Annotated in this window: 12 protein-coding genes and 2 tRNA genes; 1 reads left to right on the top strand and 13 read right to left on the bottom strand. The window is 51.9% G+C overall.

Annotated features, from left to right (window positions below; genetic code table 11):
• Nucleotides 1-40 precede the first annotated feature (40 nt).
• The gene (locus tag MED297_RS01305) at nt 41-2,572 is read left to right on the top strand and encodes a penicillin-binding protein 1A (RefSeq protein WP_008041623.1); all 2,532 of its coding nucleotides are present in this window, start codon (nt 41-43) and stop codon (nt 2,570-2,572) included.
• An 84-nt stretch (nt 2,573-2,656) separates the two neighbouring features.
• Here the strand turns inward: MED297_RS01305 and pnp are convergent, their stop codons facing one another.
• From pnp to folP, 13 genes are all read right to left on the bottom strand, one after another.
• Nucleotides 2,657-4,777 (bottom strand): polyribonucleotide nucleotidyltransferase, encoded by a 2,121-nt coding sequence (gene pnp / locus MED297_RS01300; protein ID WP_008041621.1) that lies wholly within the window; start codon nt 4,775-4,777, stop codon nt 2,657-2,659.
• A 210-nt stretch (nt 4,778-4,987) separates the two neighbouring features.
• Nucleotides 4,988-5,257, bottom strand: a complete 270-nt coding sequence (gene rpsO, locus MED297_RS01295) for a 30S ribosomal protein S15 (protein ID WP_008041619.1) — start codon at nt 5,255-5,257, stop codon at nt 4,988-4,990.
• A gap of 142 nt (nt 5,258-5,399) precedes the next feature.
• The gene (truB, locus tag MED297_RS01290) at nt 5,400-6,317 is read right to left on the bottom strand and encodes a tRNA pseudouridine(55) synthase TruB (RefSeq protein ID WP_008041617.1); all 918 of its coding nucleotides are present in this window, start codon (nt 6,315-6,317) and stop codon (nt 5,400-5,402) included.
• On the bottom strand, nt 6,317-6,730 hold the full coding sequence (rbfA, locus tag MED297_RS01285) for a 30S ribosome-binding factor RbfA (RefSeq protein ID WP_008041616.1): 414 nt from the start codon (nt 6,728-6,730) through the stop codon (nt 6,317-6,319). Before rbfA ends, truB begins: the two co-directional genes overlap by 1 nt.
• 114 nt (nt 6,731-6,844) lie before the next feature.
• A complete protein-coding gene (infB, locus tag MED297_RS01280; protein WP_008041614.1) occupies nt 6,845-9,400 on the bottom strand; it encodes a translation initiation factor IF-2 in 2,556 nt (851 codons plus the stop codon).
• 17 nt (nt 9,401-9,417) lie between these two features.
• Nucleotides 9,418-10,911 (bottom strand): transcription termination factor NusA, encoded by a 1,494-nt coding sequence (gene nusA, locus MED297_RS01275; protein ID WP_040556375.1) that lies wholly within the window; start codon nt 10,909-10,911, stop codon nt 9,418-9,420.
• A 60-nt stretch (nt 10,912-10,971) separates the two neighbouring features.
• Nucleotides 10,972-11,427 (bottom strand): ribosome maturation factor RimP, encoded by a 456-nt coding sequence (rimP, locus tag MED297_RS01270; protein WP_272912036.1) that lies wholly within the window; start codon nt 11,425-11,427, stop codon nt 10,972-10,974.
• Nucleotides 11,428-11,710: 283 nt separating this feature from the next.
• Nucleotides 11,711-11,787 (bottom strand) — tRNA-Met (locus MED297_RS01265).
• Between the two features lie 140 nt (nt 11,788-11,927).
• Nucleotides 11,928-12,014 (bottom strand) — tRNA-Leu (locus tag MED297_RS01260).
• Nucleotides 12,015-12,030: 16 nt separating this feature from the next.
• On the bottom strand, nt 12,031-12,378 hold the full coding sequence (gene secG, locus MED297_RS01255; protein WP_008041608.1) for a preprotein translocase subunit SecG: 348 nt from the start codon (nt 12,376-12,378) through the stop codon (nt 12,031-12,033).
• A gap of 8 nt (nt 12,379-12,386) precedes the next feature.
• Nucleotides 12,387-13,136: a triose-phosphate isomerase gene (gene tpiA / locus MED297_RS01250; protein ID WP_008041607.1), complete on the bottom strand. Its 750-nt coding sequence runs from the start codon at nt 13,134-13,136 to the stop codon at nt 12,387-12,389.
• A gap of 147 nt (nt 13,137-13,283) precedes the next feature.
• Nucleotides 13,284-14,624: a phosphoglucosamine mutase gene (glmM, locus tag MED297_RS01245; RefSeq protein WP_008041606.1), complete on the bottom strand. Its 1,341-nt coding sequence runs from the start codon at nt 14,622-14,624 to the stop codon at nt 13,284-13,286.
• The gene (gene folP, locus MED297_RS01240) at nt 14,621-15,487 is read right to left on the bottom strand and encodes a dihydropteroate synthase (protein WP_237613398.1); all 867 of its coding nucleotides are present in this window, start codon (nt 15,485-15,487) and stop codon (nt 14,621-14,623) included. Before folP ends, glmM begins: the two co-directional genes overlap by 4 nt.
• Between the last annotated feature and the right edge of the window lie 82 nt (nt 15,488-15,569).

Genomic DNA, 15,569 nt, shown 5'->3' with positions numbered 1-15,569 from the left:
TCAAAAACGTGACGTAACTCCTTAATTTCCTTGGAAAAACATGAAATTCGCAGCTAAAACAATTCGATTCCTGTTATGGAGCGCCTTTGCCGGGATTTGTGGCTTGGTTCTCATTTCAGCCAGCCTCTATCTTTACCTTTCTCCCGCCCTCCCTGATGTGCAGACATTAAAGGACTTTAAACTGCAGACGCCCATGCGAATTATCAGTGCCGATAACAAGCTTATCGCTGAGTACGGGGAAAAGCGTAGAGCACCGTTACGATATGAACAAATCCCAACTCAGTTTGTTCAAGCACTTGTGGCAATTGAAGATAAACGGTTTGAACATCACCATGGTGTCGACCCGATTCGACTGACCCGGGTTATCATCGATACCATCGTAACCGGCGATAAAGAAGGCCCAGGTGGATCCACCCTGACACAGCAGGTTGCTCGGAACTACTTCCTGACCCAACAGAAGACCTTTACCCGGAAGTTCACCGAAATCCTGTTGGCGCTTAAGATGGAAAGTGAGCTATCCAAGCCGGAAATTTTCGAGCTCTACGTCAACAAACACTTTTTGGGTTATCGATCCTATGGTATCCAGGCGGCCGCCACAGTTTATTATGGTCGGGATCTGAACGATCTGACGCTACCTGAACTGGCCATGATTGCAGGGCTACACCAGGCCCCTTCCGGCGCCAACCCGATCTCAAACCCTTCCAGAGCCCTGAAACGCCGCAATACCGTACTGTGGTTCATGCGTGACAATGGGTTCATCACAGACGTCGAATACCAGGCCGCCATCGCGACGCCGTTAACGGCCTCTTACCACGGCAACAATCCGGACATTGAAGCTTATTACCTTGCAGAAATGGTACGAGCGCAAATGATCGATCAATTTGGCGAAGGCGCTTATAACGACGGGTACACGGTTTACACAACCATAAACAGTGAGTTACAGGCTGCTGCTACCCGAGGTGTGCGTAAAACATTGATTGAATACTCGCAGCGTCATGGCTATCTCGGCGCCGAACAGCACCTTGTGGGCGAAGGCCACGACCCCCACAGCCAACTGATGTCACAACTTGAACAACTGAATGACATCCCGGAGTTTGGCGGGTTGCCACCGGCCCTGGTCGTTCAGGGAAACCAAGACGGCTTAACAATTATTGTTAAGGGCGAACGTGATCCAATCACCCTACCAATAGACTCTATTGCCTGGGCGAGAGAACGCATAACCGTCGATGATCTCGGTCCGGAAATATCCCACGCTTACCAGGTAGCCGTACCCGGCGATGTCGTACGAGTACAGAAAAGTAGCGACAACCAGTGGCAACTTGCGCAGATACCCAGGGCTCAGGGGGCACTGGTCGCACTGTCCCCTAACGACGGCGGAGTTCAGGCGCTGGTTGGCGGGTTTGATTTCATTCTCAACAAGTACAACCGTGCCGTCCAATCGAGCCGTCAACCCGGCTCAGTCTTCAAACCCTTCATTTATAGTGCCGCGCTCGATAAGGGGTTTACGCCAGCCACCATCGTCAACGACGCCCCTATCGTTCGGGGAGACTCTGCTCTGGAAGATGTCTGGCGACCTAAGAACTCCGGTGACCGTTATCTGGGTCCGATACCGTTGCGCCAGGCCCTTTACCAATCCCGTAACTTGTCTGGCATCCGAGTGCTGGACAGTATCGGAATTAACTACACCCGGGATTATTTACAGCGGTTCGGGTTTGAACGGGACAAGCTGGCCAACGACATGACACTGGTACTCGGCAGTACCGTCATGCCACCTATCCAGATCGCGCAAGGTTACGCCATCTTTGCGAATGGCGGTTATCAGGTCGAACCCTATTTCATTGATCGGATTGAAGACAAAGATGGGAACATTCTGTTCGAAGCCGATCCGGCCGTTGTATGTAAAGGATGCCCGGACGTTCCGAGCCTGTTTGATAACCCGGACGCCGTGGAAACCACCGCGATTGACATTCAACCGCTGGCTTTAAATATCGAAAACGGTCTAGACGACGGAACCAGTCAGCCGAGTGCACCTCGTTACGCAAAACAGGTTCTGTCTCCTCAAACCGCGTTTCTGATGGATTCAATGCTTCGTGATGTGGTGCAGAGAGGTACCGGACGGGCCGCCGCCAACGCCATTAACCGAAATGACTTGGCGGGCAAAACAGGGACGACGAACGATGCTGTAGATGCCTGGTTCAGTGGCTACAACGGCGACATTGTTGCCTCGACCTGGGTCGGTTTTGACTCGAACGCCTCTTTGGGTGCTCGGGAGTTCGGTGGTAAAGCCGCACTGCCTGCCTGGATTGAGTTTATGCGCACCGCTCTCGCGGGTAAACCAGAGAACACTCAGTCTCAACCCGTCGGTATTGTTCAGGTCCGAATCGACCCTGAAACAGGATTACTAGCCTCTCAAAGCACGAGCAATGCCCGCTTTGAGTACTTCCGGGAAGAAAACGTCCCGAGTGAATTCAGCAGTGAAACGACGACTATCGACTTCAGTGCTGACCCATCACTGTCAGCAACACCGGAAAATACCGGGGGCGGAGATACCACACTGGAGTCTTTGTTTTAACCGGACTGTAGCCAGCAAATAAAATGTCATTCATAAAAAAGCCCGGCAATGCCGGGCTTTCTATTTTACTGAACGACTGAGCGGTTAGACTTCAAGCTTTGCTCTGTCTTCATCAGTCACTTCCTTAATGGACAGTTTGACCCGGCCACGTGCATCTACGTCCAAGACCTTCACAACGACCGCTTCGCCTTCACTTAGCTTATCGGCGACTTTTTCAATGCGCTCCTGAGCAATTTGTGAAATATGAACTAAACCATCTTTGCCTGGCAGGAAGGTAACGAAAGCTCCGAAGTCAGCCAGACGGGCGACGGTACCTTTGTACACCTCACCAATTTCAGGCTCGGCGGTAATAGCAAGAATCATATTGCGAGCAGCTTCAGCACCTTCTTTCGCAGCGGCATAAATCCGTACAGTACCATCATCAGAAATATCCACTTCTGCACCGGTCTGATCGATGATTGAACGAATAGTCGCACCGCCTTTACCAATAACGTCACGGATCTTATCCTGATCGACTTTCATCACATCCATGGTCGGTGCATTGTCTGGTAACTCAGGACGGGCGTAGCCGATAACCTGCGCCATTTCACGCAGAATATGCAAACGCGCATCCATCGCCTGACCCAGTGCGATTTCCATGATTTCTTCAGTAATACCCTGAATCTTGATGTCCATTTGCAGCGCCGTAACACCGTTTTCGGTACCGGCCACTTTAAAGTCCATGTCGCCGAGATGATCTTCATCACCCAGAATGTCTGTCAGGACAGTGAACTTGTCGCCTTCTTTAACCAAGCCCATGGCAATACCCGCCACTGGCTTTTTAACCGGAACACCGGCATCCATCATCGCCAGAGAAGCGCCACAGACTGAGGCCATTGAAGACGAACCATTGGATTCGGTAATTTCAGAAACCACACGGACTGTGTAAGGGAAGTCATCGGTATTTGGCATCATCGCCAGAACGCCTCGCTTAGCCAGGCGACCATGACCGATTTCACGACGGCCAACACCACCGATTCGACCCGCTTCACCAACCGAGAATGGTGGGAAGTTATAGTGCAGCATGAAGTTATCGGTAATCGTGCCAGTCAGCATGTCTTCCATCTTGCCGTCACGCAGCGTGCCCAAGGTGGTCGTAACCAACGCTTGCGTCTCGCCACGGGTAAACAGAGCAGAGCCATGCGCACCGGGCAGTACACCCACTTCGACTTTAATGTCACGTACGGTTTTACCGTCACGACCGTCAATACGTGGCTGACCATCCAGAATACGCTGACGGACAGTATTTTTTTCGATTTTACCGAACATCGAGGCGACATCGTCAGCGCTGGTTTCGCCGTCTTCGGTTGCCAGCGTTTCCACGGCCTGTGCACGCAGATCGCTCAGCGCTGCATAGCGCTGCATCTTGTCAGAGACCTGATAGGCTTCAGCAATTTTCGCCGCGTAAGCTTCGGAAACCTTAGTTTTCAGAGCTTCGTTTTCTGCTTCCGGTGCCCAGTCCCAGGCAGGCTTACCGTGTTCAGCGGCAAACTCTGCAATCGCACTGACGGCAACCTGGAACTCCTGGTGCGCGAACAAGACAGCGCCCAACATCTGGTCTTCAGACAGCTCCTGCGCCTCGGATTCAACCATCAGTACCGCATCCTGGGTTCCTGCTACAACCATGTCGAGTCGTGAGGTTTCCAGTTGCTCAAACGTCGGGTTCAGCAAATAGCCTTCAGCGTCGGTATAACCCACACGCGCAGCACCGATTGGACCGTTGAATGGTACACCAGAAACTGCCAGGGCCGCTGACGTTGCCAGCATTGCCGCAATATCCGGATCATCGGTCTTATTTGCTGAAAGCACATTAATAATGACCTGAACTTCGTTCATGAAGCCTTTCGGGAACAACGGACGAATCGGGCGGTCAATCAGGCGAGAAGTCAGCGTTTCTTTCTCAGAAGGACGCCCTTCACGCTTCAGGTAACCACCTGGAATACGACCAACAGAGTAGAACTTTTCCTGATAGTGGACAGATAATGGGAAGAAGTCCTGACCCGGAGATACGCTGTCTTTGGCAACGACGGTCGCCAACACCACCGTATCACCATTCATGGTACAGATTGCAGACCCTGTCGCCTGACGCGCAACGCGACCGGTTTCGATCGTTACGTCATGCTGGCCAAACTTAAAGCTTTTCGTTTTAGGTGTTAAATCTATCACTCAATTTTCCTCAATACGCCAGCTGCAACGATGCTTCTATCTTTGGATTCGAGGCAAAGCCAACCCAAAGATAGAAGCCCCGAAACGGGAATGTATCGTTGCCCGCCGGCAAATGGTTTTTAAAAAAGGAGGGTACAGATCACGCATAAGCGATACTCTGTGAAAAGACAAAGGGCCCCACAGTTGGAGCCCTTTTCGGAAATCAGGATCTTACTTACGCAGACCCAGGCGCTTGATCAGAGACGCATAACGGTTTACGTCTTTACGCTTCAGGTACTCAAGCAGCTTTTTACGCTGTTGAACCATGCGAATCAAGCCACGACGTGAGTGGTGATCCTTAGCGTGATCTTTAAAGTGAGACTGCAGCGAATTAATGTTCGCCGACAGCAGAGCAACCTGGACTTCAGGAGAACCTGAATCGTTTTCGCCCTGTCCGAACTCTTTGATGATTTCCGCTTTCTTTTCGACGCTTAAAGCCATCGTACTTTACTCCAAGAATGTGCGTTTCAATAAAGGAGTGCATGCCGTGCACATTAACAGCCGCATTCCGATTCCGGCTCCGCAGAGCAGGAAACGCGCGGATTATACACAAGGCCTCGCTCTGAACCAAGTGAAATCAGGCTTAACCCTGGGCTATGAGACGGACCGGCTGCAGCCGAGAACGCTCCGTCACGCGGCCAACCCCCAGAAAACGTTTATGTGTATCATAAACCCGCACCTGGCCAGGCTGATCCGCATCGATCTGCACATCATTGCCATGACTGAATAGCCGGGTTGGCTGTTCCGCCAAATGAATCGCCGGTAAATCGGCCAATAAGACATCGAGGCTAATCAACCAGAAATCGAGCGCCTCCGGCCCCTGCTCTTCACGTCGCCGCTCTAGCGCTTCGAGAGTGACGGCATTGTCCAGGTGAAACTGGCCATGCTGCAGCCGTCTGAGCGTTTTTACATGGGCCCCGCAGCCGAAGTGAGTACCCACATCAGCGACCAAGGTACGAATATAAGTCCCTTTCGAACAGTGAACATCCAGATCAAACTCAGGCAACGCCAACCGCGTGAGCTGATTCCGCTCGATACGCACAGGACGGGGCTCCAAATCCACGGATTTACCTTCCCGCGCTAACTCATAGAGCTTTTTACCGTCTCGTTTCAGCGCAGAGTACATGGGGGGAATCTGCTCGATCTCCCCTGTAAAGTGCTCATCCAAGACCTGCTGAACCTCTGTCGCCGATATCGAAGGCACCGGACTTTGTCGAACAACCTCGCCTTCGCCATCCAGAGTGTCGGTCTCAACGCCCATAACACCTGTCGTTTGATAGCGCTTATCGGCATCTAACAAGAACTGAGTAAACTTAGTTGCTTCACCTAAACATATCGGAAGCAGCCCCGTCGCTGCAGGATCAAGCGCGCCTGTGTGTCCGGCCTTCTGCGCCTGAAACAACCATCGGACTTTTTGCAACAAGCCATTTGATGACCATCCAGCCGGCTTATCAACCAACAAGACACCGGTGACCGGGCGACCTTTTCGTCGACGGGCCATCAGTCCTCGTCCTGTTCCTGACCTGAACGTTTCTGATCCTGCTCCCGAGCTTCATCAATCAGTTGAGAGACTCGGGCACCGGTTTCGATAACGACGTCGTAATGAAAACGCAGCTGAGGGATGACACGAAGTTTCAGCCCTTGAGCCAGCTGAGTCCTCATAAACCCGGCTGCACGATTCAACAGCTTTTCCTGCTCTTTTCGTTCCTGCTCCTGAGCTTCAGCTTCACTCTGAGGCCCGAATGCCATACAGGTGAAATACACATCCGCATAAGACAGATCGGATGAGACTTTGACGTCATTGATTGTCACCATGCCGACTCGGGGATCTTTTACTTCCCGCTGAATAATGACCGACAGATCTTTTTGGATCTGATCGCCTATTTTTCGGATTCGACTGCTATTACTGGCCATGACAGACCTCCTGAAATGACTCTGCGATGACGCCCTTCAACCGCGCCATCCAAAAAAAAACCGGCGCACCTATGTTGACCCATAAGTTCCACCGGTTTCGATTACTCGCCTGCGTCAATCATCGATTGAACGGGCAACCTCTTTCACATCAAAGACTTCGATCTTATCGCCGACCTTAACGTCAGTGTAGTTCTTCACGCCGATACCACATTCCATGTTCTGACGAACTTCCTGGACATCGTCTTTAAACCGACGCAAAGATTCCAGCTCACCTTCATAGATGACCACTTCATCCCGCAGGACACGGATCTTCTTGTTCCGATAAACCGTACCTTCGACGACCATACAGCCTGCAACCTGACCGAACTTCGGCGAGTTAAAGACATCACGAACTTCGGCAAGGCCGACAATCTCTTCACGCAGATCCGGTGACAGCATACCGCTCAGTGCTGCTTTCACATCGTCGATGAGATCATAGATCACGTTGTAATACCGAAGATCCAAACCACCACGCTCAATGACTTCACGTGCTTTACCGGTTGCCCGAACATTAAAGCCAAAGACAACCGCGCCTGCGGTAATCGCCAGGTTAGCATCCGACTCAGAAATCGCACCAACACCGCCTGCAACGATGTTTACCTTCACTTCATCGTTACCAAGCTTCATCAAGGCACCGTTGATGGCTTCCAGAGAACCCCGAACATCCGACTTGAGTACGATATTCAGTACTTTCTTCTCGGAATCGCCCATGCCGGAGAACAAGGCATCCAACTTGGCGGCCTGTTGCTGGGCCTGCAGGGCGTCTTTAGAACGCGATGAACGCAGCTCTGCAACTTCCCGAGCGGCGCGCTCGTTTTCCGCCACAACCAGTTCATCACCGGCTTCGGGCGTTCCGTTCAAGCCGAGAATCTCTACCGGAATGGAAGGACCGGCCTCATCGATCGGCTTGGCGTTTTCATCCAAAAGCGCACGCACGCGACCGAAATGAGCACCCGCCAGTACAACGTCGCCTTTCTTCAAGCGACCGCTCTGAACCAAAACGGTAGCGACCGCGCCTCGTCCCTTATCGAGACTGGATTCAATGACCACACCTTTACCCGGGCCGTCATGATGCGCCGTCAACTCCAGCAGTTCTGCCTGCAGGGAGATAGCTTCAAGCAGTTCATCAATACCTTGACCGGAATGAGCAGATACTTGGATAAACTGAGTATCGCCCCCCCAGGCTTCCGGAATCACATCGTGCTGAGACAGCTCGTTCGTCACCCGGTCAGGATCCGCAGTCTCTTTATCGATTTTATTAATAGCAACAACCAAGGGTACGCCAGCCGCTTTCGCATGCTGAATCGCTTCCAAGGTCTGTGGCATCACACCATCATCGGCCGCCACCACCAGGATAACCACGTCCGTAGATTTGGCGCCGCGCGCGCGCATTGCGGTAAAGGCCGCGTGTCCAGGCGTATCCAGGAAGGTAATCATGCCGCGTGATGATTCAACATGGTAAGCACCAATATGCTGAGTAATACCGCCTGATTCACCTGCGGTAACACGCGTTTTACGAATATAGTCGAGCAACGACGTCTTACCATGGTCAACGTGACCCATGACGGTCACGACGGGCGCGCGTGGTGCCAGATCGCCTTCATAGGTGACTTCCATCATGGAGTCTTCGAGCGCGTTTTCATTAACGATCCGGTACTTATGACCCATCTCTTCAATAACGAGAATCGCGGTATCCTGATCGAGTACCTGGTTAACGGTGGCCATAACACCCATCTTAAAGAGTGTCTTCACTACTTCGGCTGACTTGGCAGACATCTGTTGAGCCAGATCAGCAACCGTAATGCTTTCGCCCAGTTCAACTTCGCGTATGACCGGAGCGGTCGGTTTCTCAAACTGGTGCTCCAGATTCTTTTTGCTCTTCTTCGGCCGACGACGACGGCCAAAGCCATCCTCATCTAACGCATGCAGCATCTGCTGATGCTTGTTGCCGGTACGATGAGTAGACGCGCGCTGCACTTCCGTCTTCTTGCCGCCTTTTTTATGTCCGGCTTTACGGCCGGTCTCAGCGACGCCATCGTCAACGCGCACAGGTTCGCGCGTTTTCGCATGTTTTTTCTTTTCAGCCGTACGATCTTCTTTGGCGATTTTCGCTTCGGCAGCAGCAACGTCCGCGACGGGTTCTTTCTCGTCAGCAGTTTCAGCTTGCTGTTCTGCTCGTTTGGCCGCTTCTTTCTCCTGAGCCGCTTTTTCTTCGGCCGCTTTCAGACGTGCCGCTTCGAGCTTGGCATCTTCTTCAGCCCGCTTCGCCGCGCGATCTTCTTCCTGCACCGGTGCCACCGGTTCAGCAGCTTTCACTTCTGGTGCTTCAACGGCATCACGTTTCACATAGGTACGCTTCTTTCGAACCTCGATGCTTACCGTCTTACCTTTGTTGCCACCACCGGCTTTTAACGTCGTTGTCACTTTACGTTTTAACGTGATTTTCTTAGGCGCCGCGGCTTCTTCACCATGGCTGCTTTTCAGATGCGCCAACAGCGTTTGCTTCTGGTCATCATTCACGGAATCCGTTTCTTGCGTATGCGGCAAACCTGCCGATTTCATCTGCGTCAGTAACTTATCGACGGGAGTGCCAACGGACTGCGCTAACTCTTTAACAGTAACTTCAGACATTCAGTTCCCCTTCCCGCTTATTCATTTTCAAACCAAGGTGCGCGTGCAGCCATGATCAGTTTTCCGGAAGCGTCTTCATCAAGACCGCTGAACTCCATCAACTCATCAATGCTCAGTTCAGCGACGTCTTCCATCGACACCACACCGTTACTTGCCAGAACCCGCGCCAAATGGTCGGTCATGCCGTCCAGCCCCAACAGGTCTTCCTGCGGCTCAGCGGAATCCAGCCGTTCTTCCGTGGCCAACTCCTGAGTCAACAACTCGTCTTTCGCGCGTTGTCGCAACTCGTTAACCAGGTCTTCTTCAAAACCATCGATGTCCAACATCTCGTTGATGGGCACATAAGCCACTTCTTCGAGAGTGGTAAAGCCTTCTTCGACCAGGATCATGGCCAGTTCGTCGTCTACACCCAGTTTTTCAACAAAGTGCGATACCAATTGACCCGCCTCTTGCTCCTGACGAGCACCGGCTTCATCTTCTGTCATCACATTAATGATCCAGCCGGTCAGATCGGCGGCCAATCGAACGTTTTGGCCGTTTCGTCCAATGGCTATCGCCAGATTGTCTTCTGCAACCGCCACTTCCATCGTATTGGTGTCTTCGTCCATCACAATGGAGGCAACTTCGGCTGGCGCCATAGCATTAATCACCAGCTGTGCCGGGTTATCATCCCAGAGAATGATATCGACACGCTCATTACCCAACTCGTTGGACACCGCCTGCACGCGCGAACCACGCATTCCGACACAAGCACCAACCGGATCAATTCGGCCATCATTCGTCTTCACGGCAATTTTTGCCCGTGAACCCGGATCTCGTGCACAAGAGCGGATTTCAATCAACTCTTCCTGAATCTCCGGTACTTCTATGCGAAAGAGCTCAACCAGCATTTCATTGCTGGTTCGGCTGAGTACCAGCTGTGGTCCACGACCTTCACTTTTAATCTCCTGCAACACAGCCCGAACGCGATCAGCCAATCGGAAGGCTTCCCGGCCGATCATCTGATCACGAGGCAAAACGGCCTCCGCATTATTGCCAAGATCAATAATCAAAGCGTCGCGGGTGACTTTTTTAACAGTACCGGTGACCATTTCACCAACACGCTCTCGGTAATTATCAACGATTCGAGCGCGCTCAGCGTCCCGCACCTTCTGAACTATAATTTGTTTTGCTGCCTGGGCACTGATACGGCCGAAACCTTCGTTTTCAATCTGGACTTCGTAAACGTCACCAGGTTTCAAGTTTGTGTCCACTTCGTGGGCTTCTTCAGTAGTCCACTGAGATCCCAGCTCCGGCACGACATCATCACCCATGACTTCCCAGCGTCGGAAGGTTTCGTATTCACCGGTCTTGCGGTCAATGACCACGTAGACATCCGGCTCGCCCTCGTCGTCCAGTCGTTTTTTTGCCGCGGTTGCCAACGCCAGTTCCATGGCATCAAAAATCACATCACGAGACACACCCTTTTCGTTTGCAACTGCATCTACGACCAGGAGGATTTCTTTGCTCATCGTTTCAGCCCCTTCCATTTTTTATTTGAACGCAGTGCGCCCAATGACTTAATACGGTTGTCAGTTAAAGTTCGGAATAATCCGACCACGATCAATGCTTTCTATCGGTAACAGGAACTCTTCTTTGTCGACCTGCACAATGACATCCCCATCTTCAATGCCAACGAGGACACCTTTAAATTTCCTTCGGCCTTCAAAAGCATATCGAAGTTTAATATCGACCCATTCGCCGATATAAGCCGCATATTGCTCCAGCGTGAACAGAGGTCTGTCCATCCCGGGAGACGACACTTCCAGGGTGTAATTCGAACTGATCGGATCTTCCACATCCAAAACAGCGCTCACCTGGCGACTCACGTCCGCACACTGATCCACCTGGATACCATCTTCATGATCAATGTAAATTCGAAGCGTCGAGTAATTACCGCTGGGAATATATTCCACACCCCACAACAGAAAACCCATTCCAATCACCACAGGCTCTATCAGATCTGTTAACTCATCAATCTTTGCCAAAACGCCAACCAATCATTTTTTATCAGAGTCACTTTTTTAAGTGACAAAAAAAGGGCAACCGATGCAAATCTCCAAACTTGGTGACTTGCAGCAGACCCACAAATACGACCCGAGCTGCCTTAGCTCATGACATCGAGCAAATCGGGTTCCAAAAACGAAAAAACCCCTTCAAGAGGGGTTTTAAAAGCAACTTCCTATGGCCGAAACACCCCTCAGGTACTTCGGTGCGCACCGGATCGATGCACAGGTGATCCTCATCACCAACCAATTTCTCATTTGAAATTGGTAGCGGGGGCCAGATTTGAACTGACGACCTTCGGGTTATGAGCCCGACGAGCTACCAGGCTGCTCCACCCCGCAACAAACGCTTGAAAACACCGATTAACACTGATGCTTCCCGACAAATCGCGCGAGATTATATAGGGACAACACTCAGCATGCAAACACGCAACGGTTTCTTTCTGAAAAGCAGAGGGCCTGTCAATGACAGGCCCTTAAAATGGTGCCGACGACTAGACTCGAACTAGCACGGGCTTGCGCCCACCACCCCCTCAAGATGGCGTGTCTACCAATTTCACCACGTCGGCTTAAACGGCTTACAAATTACTCTGTCGGCAGTGCACTGCTGCCGTCGTCCGTAGACGCGGGCACATCAGATTCCACCGGAGCAGCCTGTTCACTGACAGGAACATTGATATTATTCATATCTTCAGCGCGCTGCTTCGCAACGTACGCCAGCGCCATGCTGGTCAGGAAAAAACCTGCAACCAGAATCGCTGTCGTACGGGTCAGAAAGTTACCACTCCCTGACGAACCGAAAACGGTCTGCGACGCCCCACCTCCGAACGAAGCACCAGCTTCAGCGCCTTTACCACGTTGCAGCAGCACAAAGACTACAACACCGATGGCCAACGCTACATGAATCAACAATATCAGATTTTCGTAAACCATTTTAAAACTTATCCTTGAGCTGCGTTGCAGATCGCAACGAACTCGTCTGCAATGAGTGACGCGCCACCAACCAGGCCGCCATCAATATCAGGCTGACCGAACAAAGCTTCAGCACTGGCGGCTTTAACGCTGCCACCATACAGGATTCGGGTACGCTGTGATACATCCGCTTCTTCTGCGGCAAGCAGCTGACGGATAAAGGCGTGCACTTCCTGCGCCTGTTCCGGGGATGCCGTCTTGCCCGTGCCAATCGCCCAAACAGGCTCATAAGCAATTACAATTTTTTCGAAAGCAGCAATGCCAACTTTCTTCAGTACCGCATCGATCTGAGTTTTAACAACCTTCTCAGTAATGCCGGCTTCACGCTCTTCAAGAGTCTCACCAACACACAGCATTGGAATCAGATCAGCAGCCAATGTCGCCTCGACTTTCGCAGCGATCTGCTCGTCCGTTTCACCGAAGATTTCGCGGCGCTCGGAGTGACCAATCAATACATACTGACAACCGAACTCTTTTACCATGGACAGTGCAAGCTCACCAGTATACGCGCCCTTCTCTTCGAAGTAGGCGTTTTGCACACCGTAAGCAATGTCGGTTCCTTTCAGGCTCTCAGCCAGTTGACTGATATACAAAGCCGGTGGGAACACAGCGGTATCTGCTGAGCCATCAAAGCCCTTTTTAAAGGCTTCTAACAATGCTTCATTCGAAGCTTTGTTACCGTTCATTTTCCAGTTCGCTGCAACCAATGTGCGACGCATAGTCTTTGCCTCCATCGAGCGGGCGCAGAGTTTACTTACTTTGCTATAACGGAGCAAGTCAGTAAGCTAAATTATCCCGCAGATTATAAAAAAATGTGAAAAATCAGTCTTTTACGATCTAAACAGTCCTCGTATCCGTTCAGAACGTTAACTGACCGCTGCCTCCACTACTGCTGCTAACTGCTTGCAGACTTTTTGCACTTGAGAGATGTCTTCGCCTTCAACCATGACCCGAACCACCGGTTCGGTTCCAGACGGTCGGAGCAAGACCCGACCACTCTCAGCCAGCTCAGCCTCAGCATGGGACACAGCATCGATAACCGGCGGCAAGGCTAACACATCCATCTGCGATGGCAGCTTGACGTTGATCATCACCTGCGGAAACTTTCTCATCCCGGTCTTTGCTTGAGCCAGAGACTGATCTGAGGCTCGCAAGGCACTCAACACCTGCAAAGCCGCAACGATACCATCCCCGGTTGTCGTGACATGCTTGCAGACCAAATGACCGGAGCTTTCCCCTCCGAGCACCCAATCATGTTCGTTCAGCTGTTCCATGACATAGCGATCGCCGACATTTGCCCGAACCAGCTTCAGATCCAGCTTTTCCAGAGCGACTTCTAATCCCAGATTGGTCATCGACGTCCCAACAATACCTTGCCGAACCGTTCCATTGACACTCAAATGCCGAGCCAGGATGTATAGTAACTCGTCACCATCCACAGCCTGCCCTTCATGATCAACCATGAGCAGACGGTCACCGTCGCCATCAAAGGCGATGCCGACATCCGCACCGGTATCGAGAACCGCCTTCTGCAGTGCCGACGGGTGCGTTGAGCCTACCTGTTCATTAATATTCAGGCCGTTTGGCTGCGCACCAATCACAGTAATCTGTGCACCTAACTCCCGAAACACCTTCGGTGCGACGTCATAAGTCGCCCCATGGGCGCAGTCCAGTACGATGTGCATGCCGTCCAGGTTGAGGTATCCCGACGTCGACTTACAGAACTCGACGTAACGCCCGTTGGCATCATCAATGCGACGCGCCTTGCCGAGTTTTTCACTGGCAGCCGTTTCCATGACCCGATCGAGTTCAGCTTCAATCGCCAGTTCGATTTCATCTGGAAGCTTGGTGCCATCAGCGGAAAAGAACTTAATACCATTGTCATAGAAGGCGTTGTGCGAAGCCGAAATCACAATGCCTGCATCACAGTGGAACGCGCGTGTCAGATAGGCAATGGCCGGAGTCGGCATCACGCCAACCATTAAACTATTGCAACCAGCCGCTGCAAGACCGGCTTCCAGTACCGATTCAAACATATAGCCTGAAATACGCGTATCTTTTCCGATAAGAATTTTTCCGCGCCCTTCTTTTGCAAAGACCCGCCCGGCAGCCCATCCTAATCGCAGCACAAACTCTGGTGTTATGACGCCCTTACCGACCTCACCGCGAATACCATCGGTGCCGAAATATTTTTTTCCCTGACTCACTGCTGACTCCTATGTTCGTCTTTGCTCTCGTATCGTTCCATTCGAATGGCTTCAATCATTCTGACCACATCCACGTTTTCCGCAACATCGTGCACTCGCACGATAAAGGCATTTTGCCAGGTCGCCGCGGCCGTAAAAGCCAAAGTACCGCTTAACCGAGCATCCACAGGCCGATTCAGTACGGTACCGATGGTGCTTTTTCTGGACATGCCAACCAGAAGCGGTCGACCACCGATGGCAACATCCTGAAGATGATTGGCCAATCGAAGGTTGTGATCAACGGTTTTTCCGAACCCAAACCCAGGGTCCAGCAGAATCTTATCACGATCGATGCCGGCATTGAGACAGGCCTCCATCCGCGCCTCCAAGAAGGTCTTAACATCAACCAGCACATCGGTGTATTCCGGGCGCTCCTGCATGGTTGCCGGCTTGCCCTGCATGTGCATCAGACAAACAGGCAGATTGACATCCACCGCGGCTGCCAATGCACCCTCTCGGCGTAACGCCCGTACATCATTAATCAAGTGTGCGCCGACACGGGCGGCTTCCCGAATAACGTCTGGAGTACTGGTATCAACAGAAAGAACTACGTCAAGCTCGCTGGCCAGTCGTTCAACAACGGGGATGACCCGATCTAACTCCTCGGCCACCGACACGCTCGCTGCCCCTGGTCGGGTGCTCTCACCACCAATGTCGAGCAATGCCGCACCATCGGCCACCATTTGCTGAGCTTGACGCAGCGCATCGTCAAGGTGACGATACCGACCGCCGTCTGAAAAAGAGTCCGGCGTGACGTTCAGCACGCCCATGATGTGCGTATGGTTCAGCGGTAGTGTTCGACCTGCAAAATCAAATACTGACACTGGCAAGATTCCTCTGAAATTAAAAAAGCCGGCTCTCGCCGACTTTAATTGTCTCGTTTACCGAGCTTGAATTACCTGCTCG

It is taken from the genome of Reinekea blandensis MED297 (assembly GCF_000153185.1).
Classification (GTDB): Bacteria; Pseudomonadota; Gammaproteobacteria; order Pseudomonadales; family Natronospirillaceae; genus Reinekea; species Reinekea blandensis.
The sequence above is the reverse complement of the archived record's forward strand: the minus strand, read 5'-3'. Positions and strand labels throughout refer to the sequence as shown.

Coding starts and splice junctions, on each gene's coding strand:
- tpiA (WP_008041607.1), bottom strand. CDS start 13,136: ATGCGTCGCACATTGGTTGCAGCGAACTGGAAAATGAACGGTAACAAA.
- infB (WP_008041614.1), bottom strand. CDS start 9,400: ATGTCTGAAGTTACTGTTAAAGAGTTAGCGCAGTCCGTTGGCACTCCC.
- rpsO (WP_008041619.1), bottom strand. CDS start 5,257: ATGGCTTTAAGCGTCGAAAAGAAAGCGGAAATCATCAAAGAGTTCGGA.
- secG (WP_008041608.1), bottom strand. CDS start 12,378: ATGGTTTACGAAAATCTGATATTGTTGATTCATGTAGCGTTGGCCATC.
- nusA (WP_040556375.1), bottom strand. CDS start 10,911: ATGAGCAAAGAAATCCTCCTGGTCGTAGATGCAGTTGCAAACGAAAAG.
- truB (WP_008041617.1), bottom strand. CDS start 6,317: ATGGCCCGTCGACGAAAAGGTCGCCCGGTCACCGGTGTCTTGTTGGTT.
- rbfA (WP_008041616.1), bottom strand. CDS start 6,730: ATGGCCAGTAATAGCAGTCGAATCCGAAAAATAGGCGATCAGATCCAA.
- MED297_RS01305 (WP_008041623.1), top strand. CDS start 41: ATGAAATTCGCAGCTAAAACAATTCGATTCCTGTTATGGAGCGCCTTT.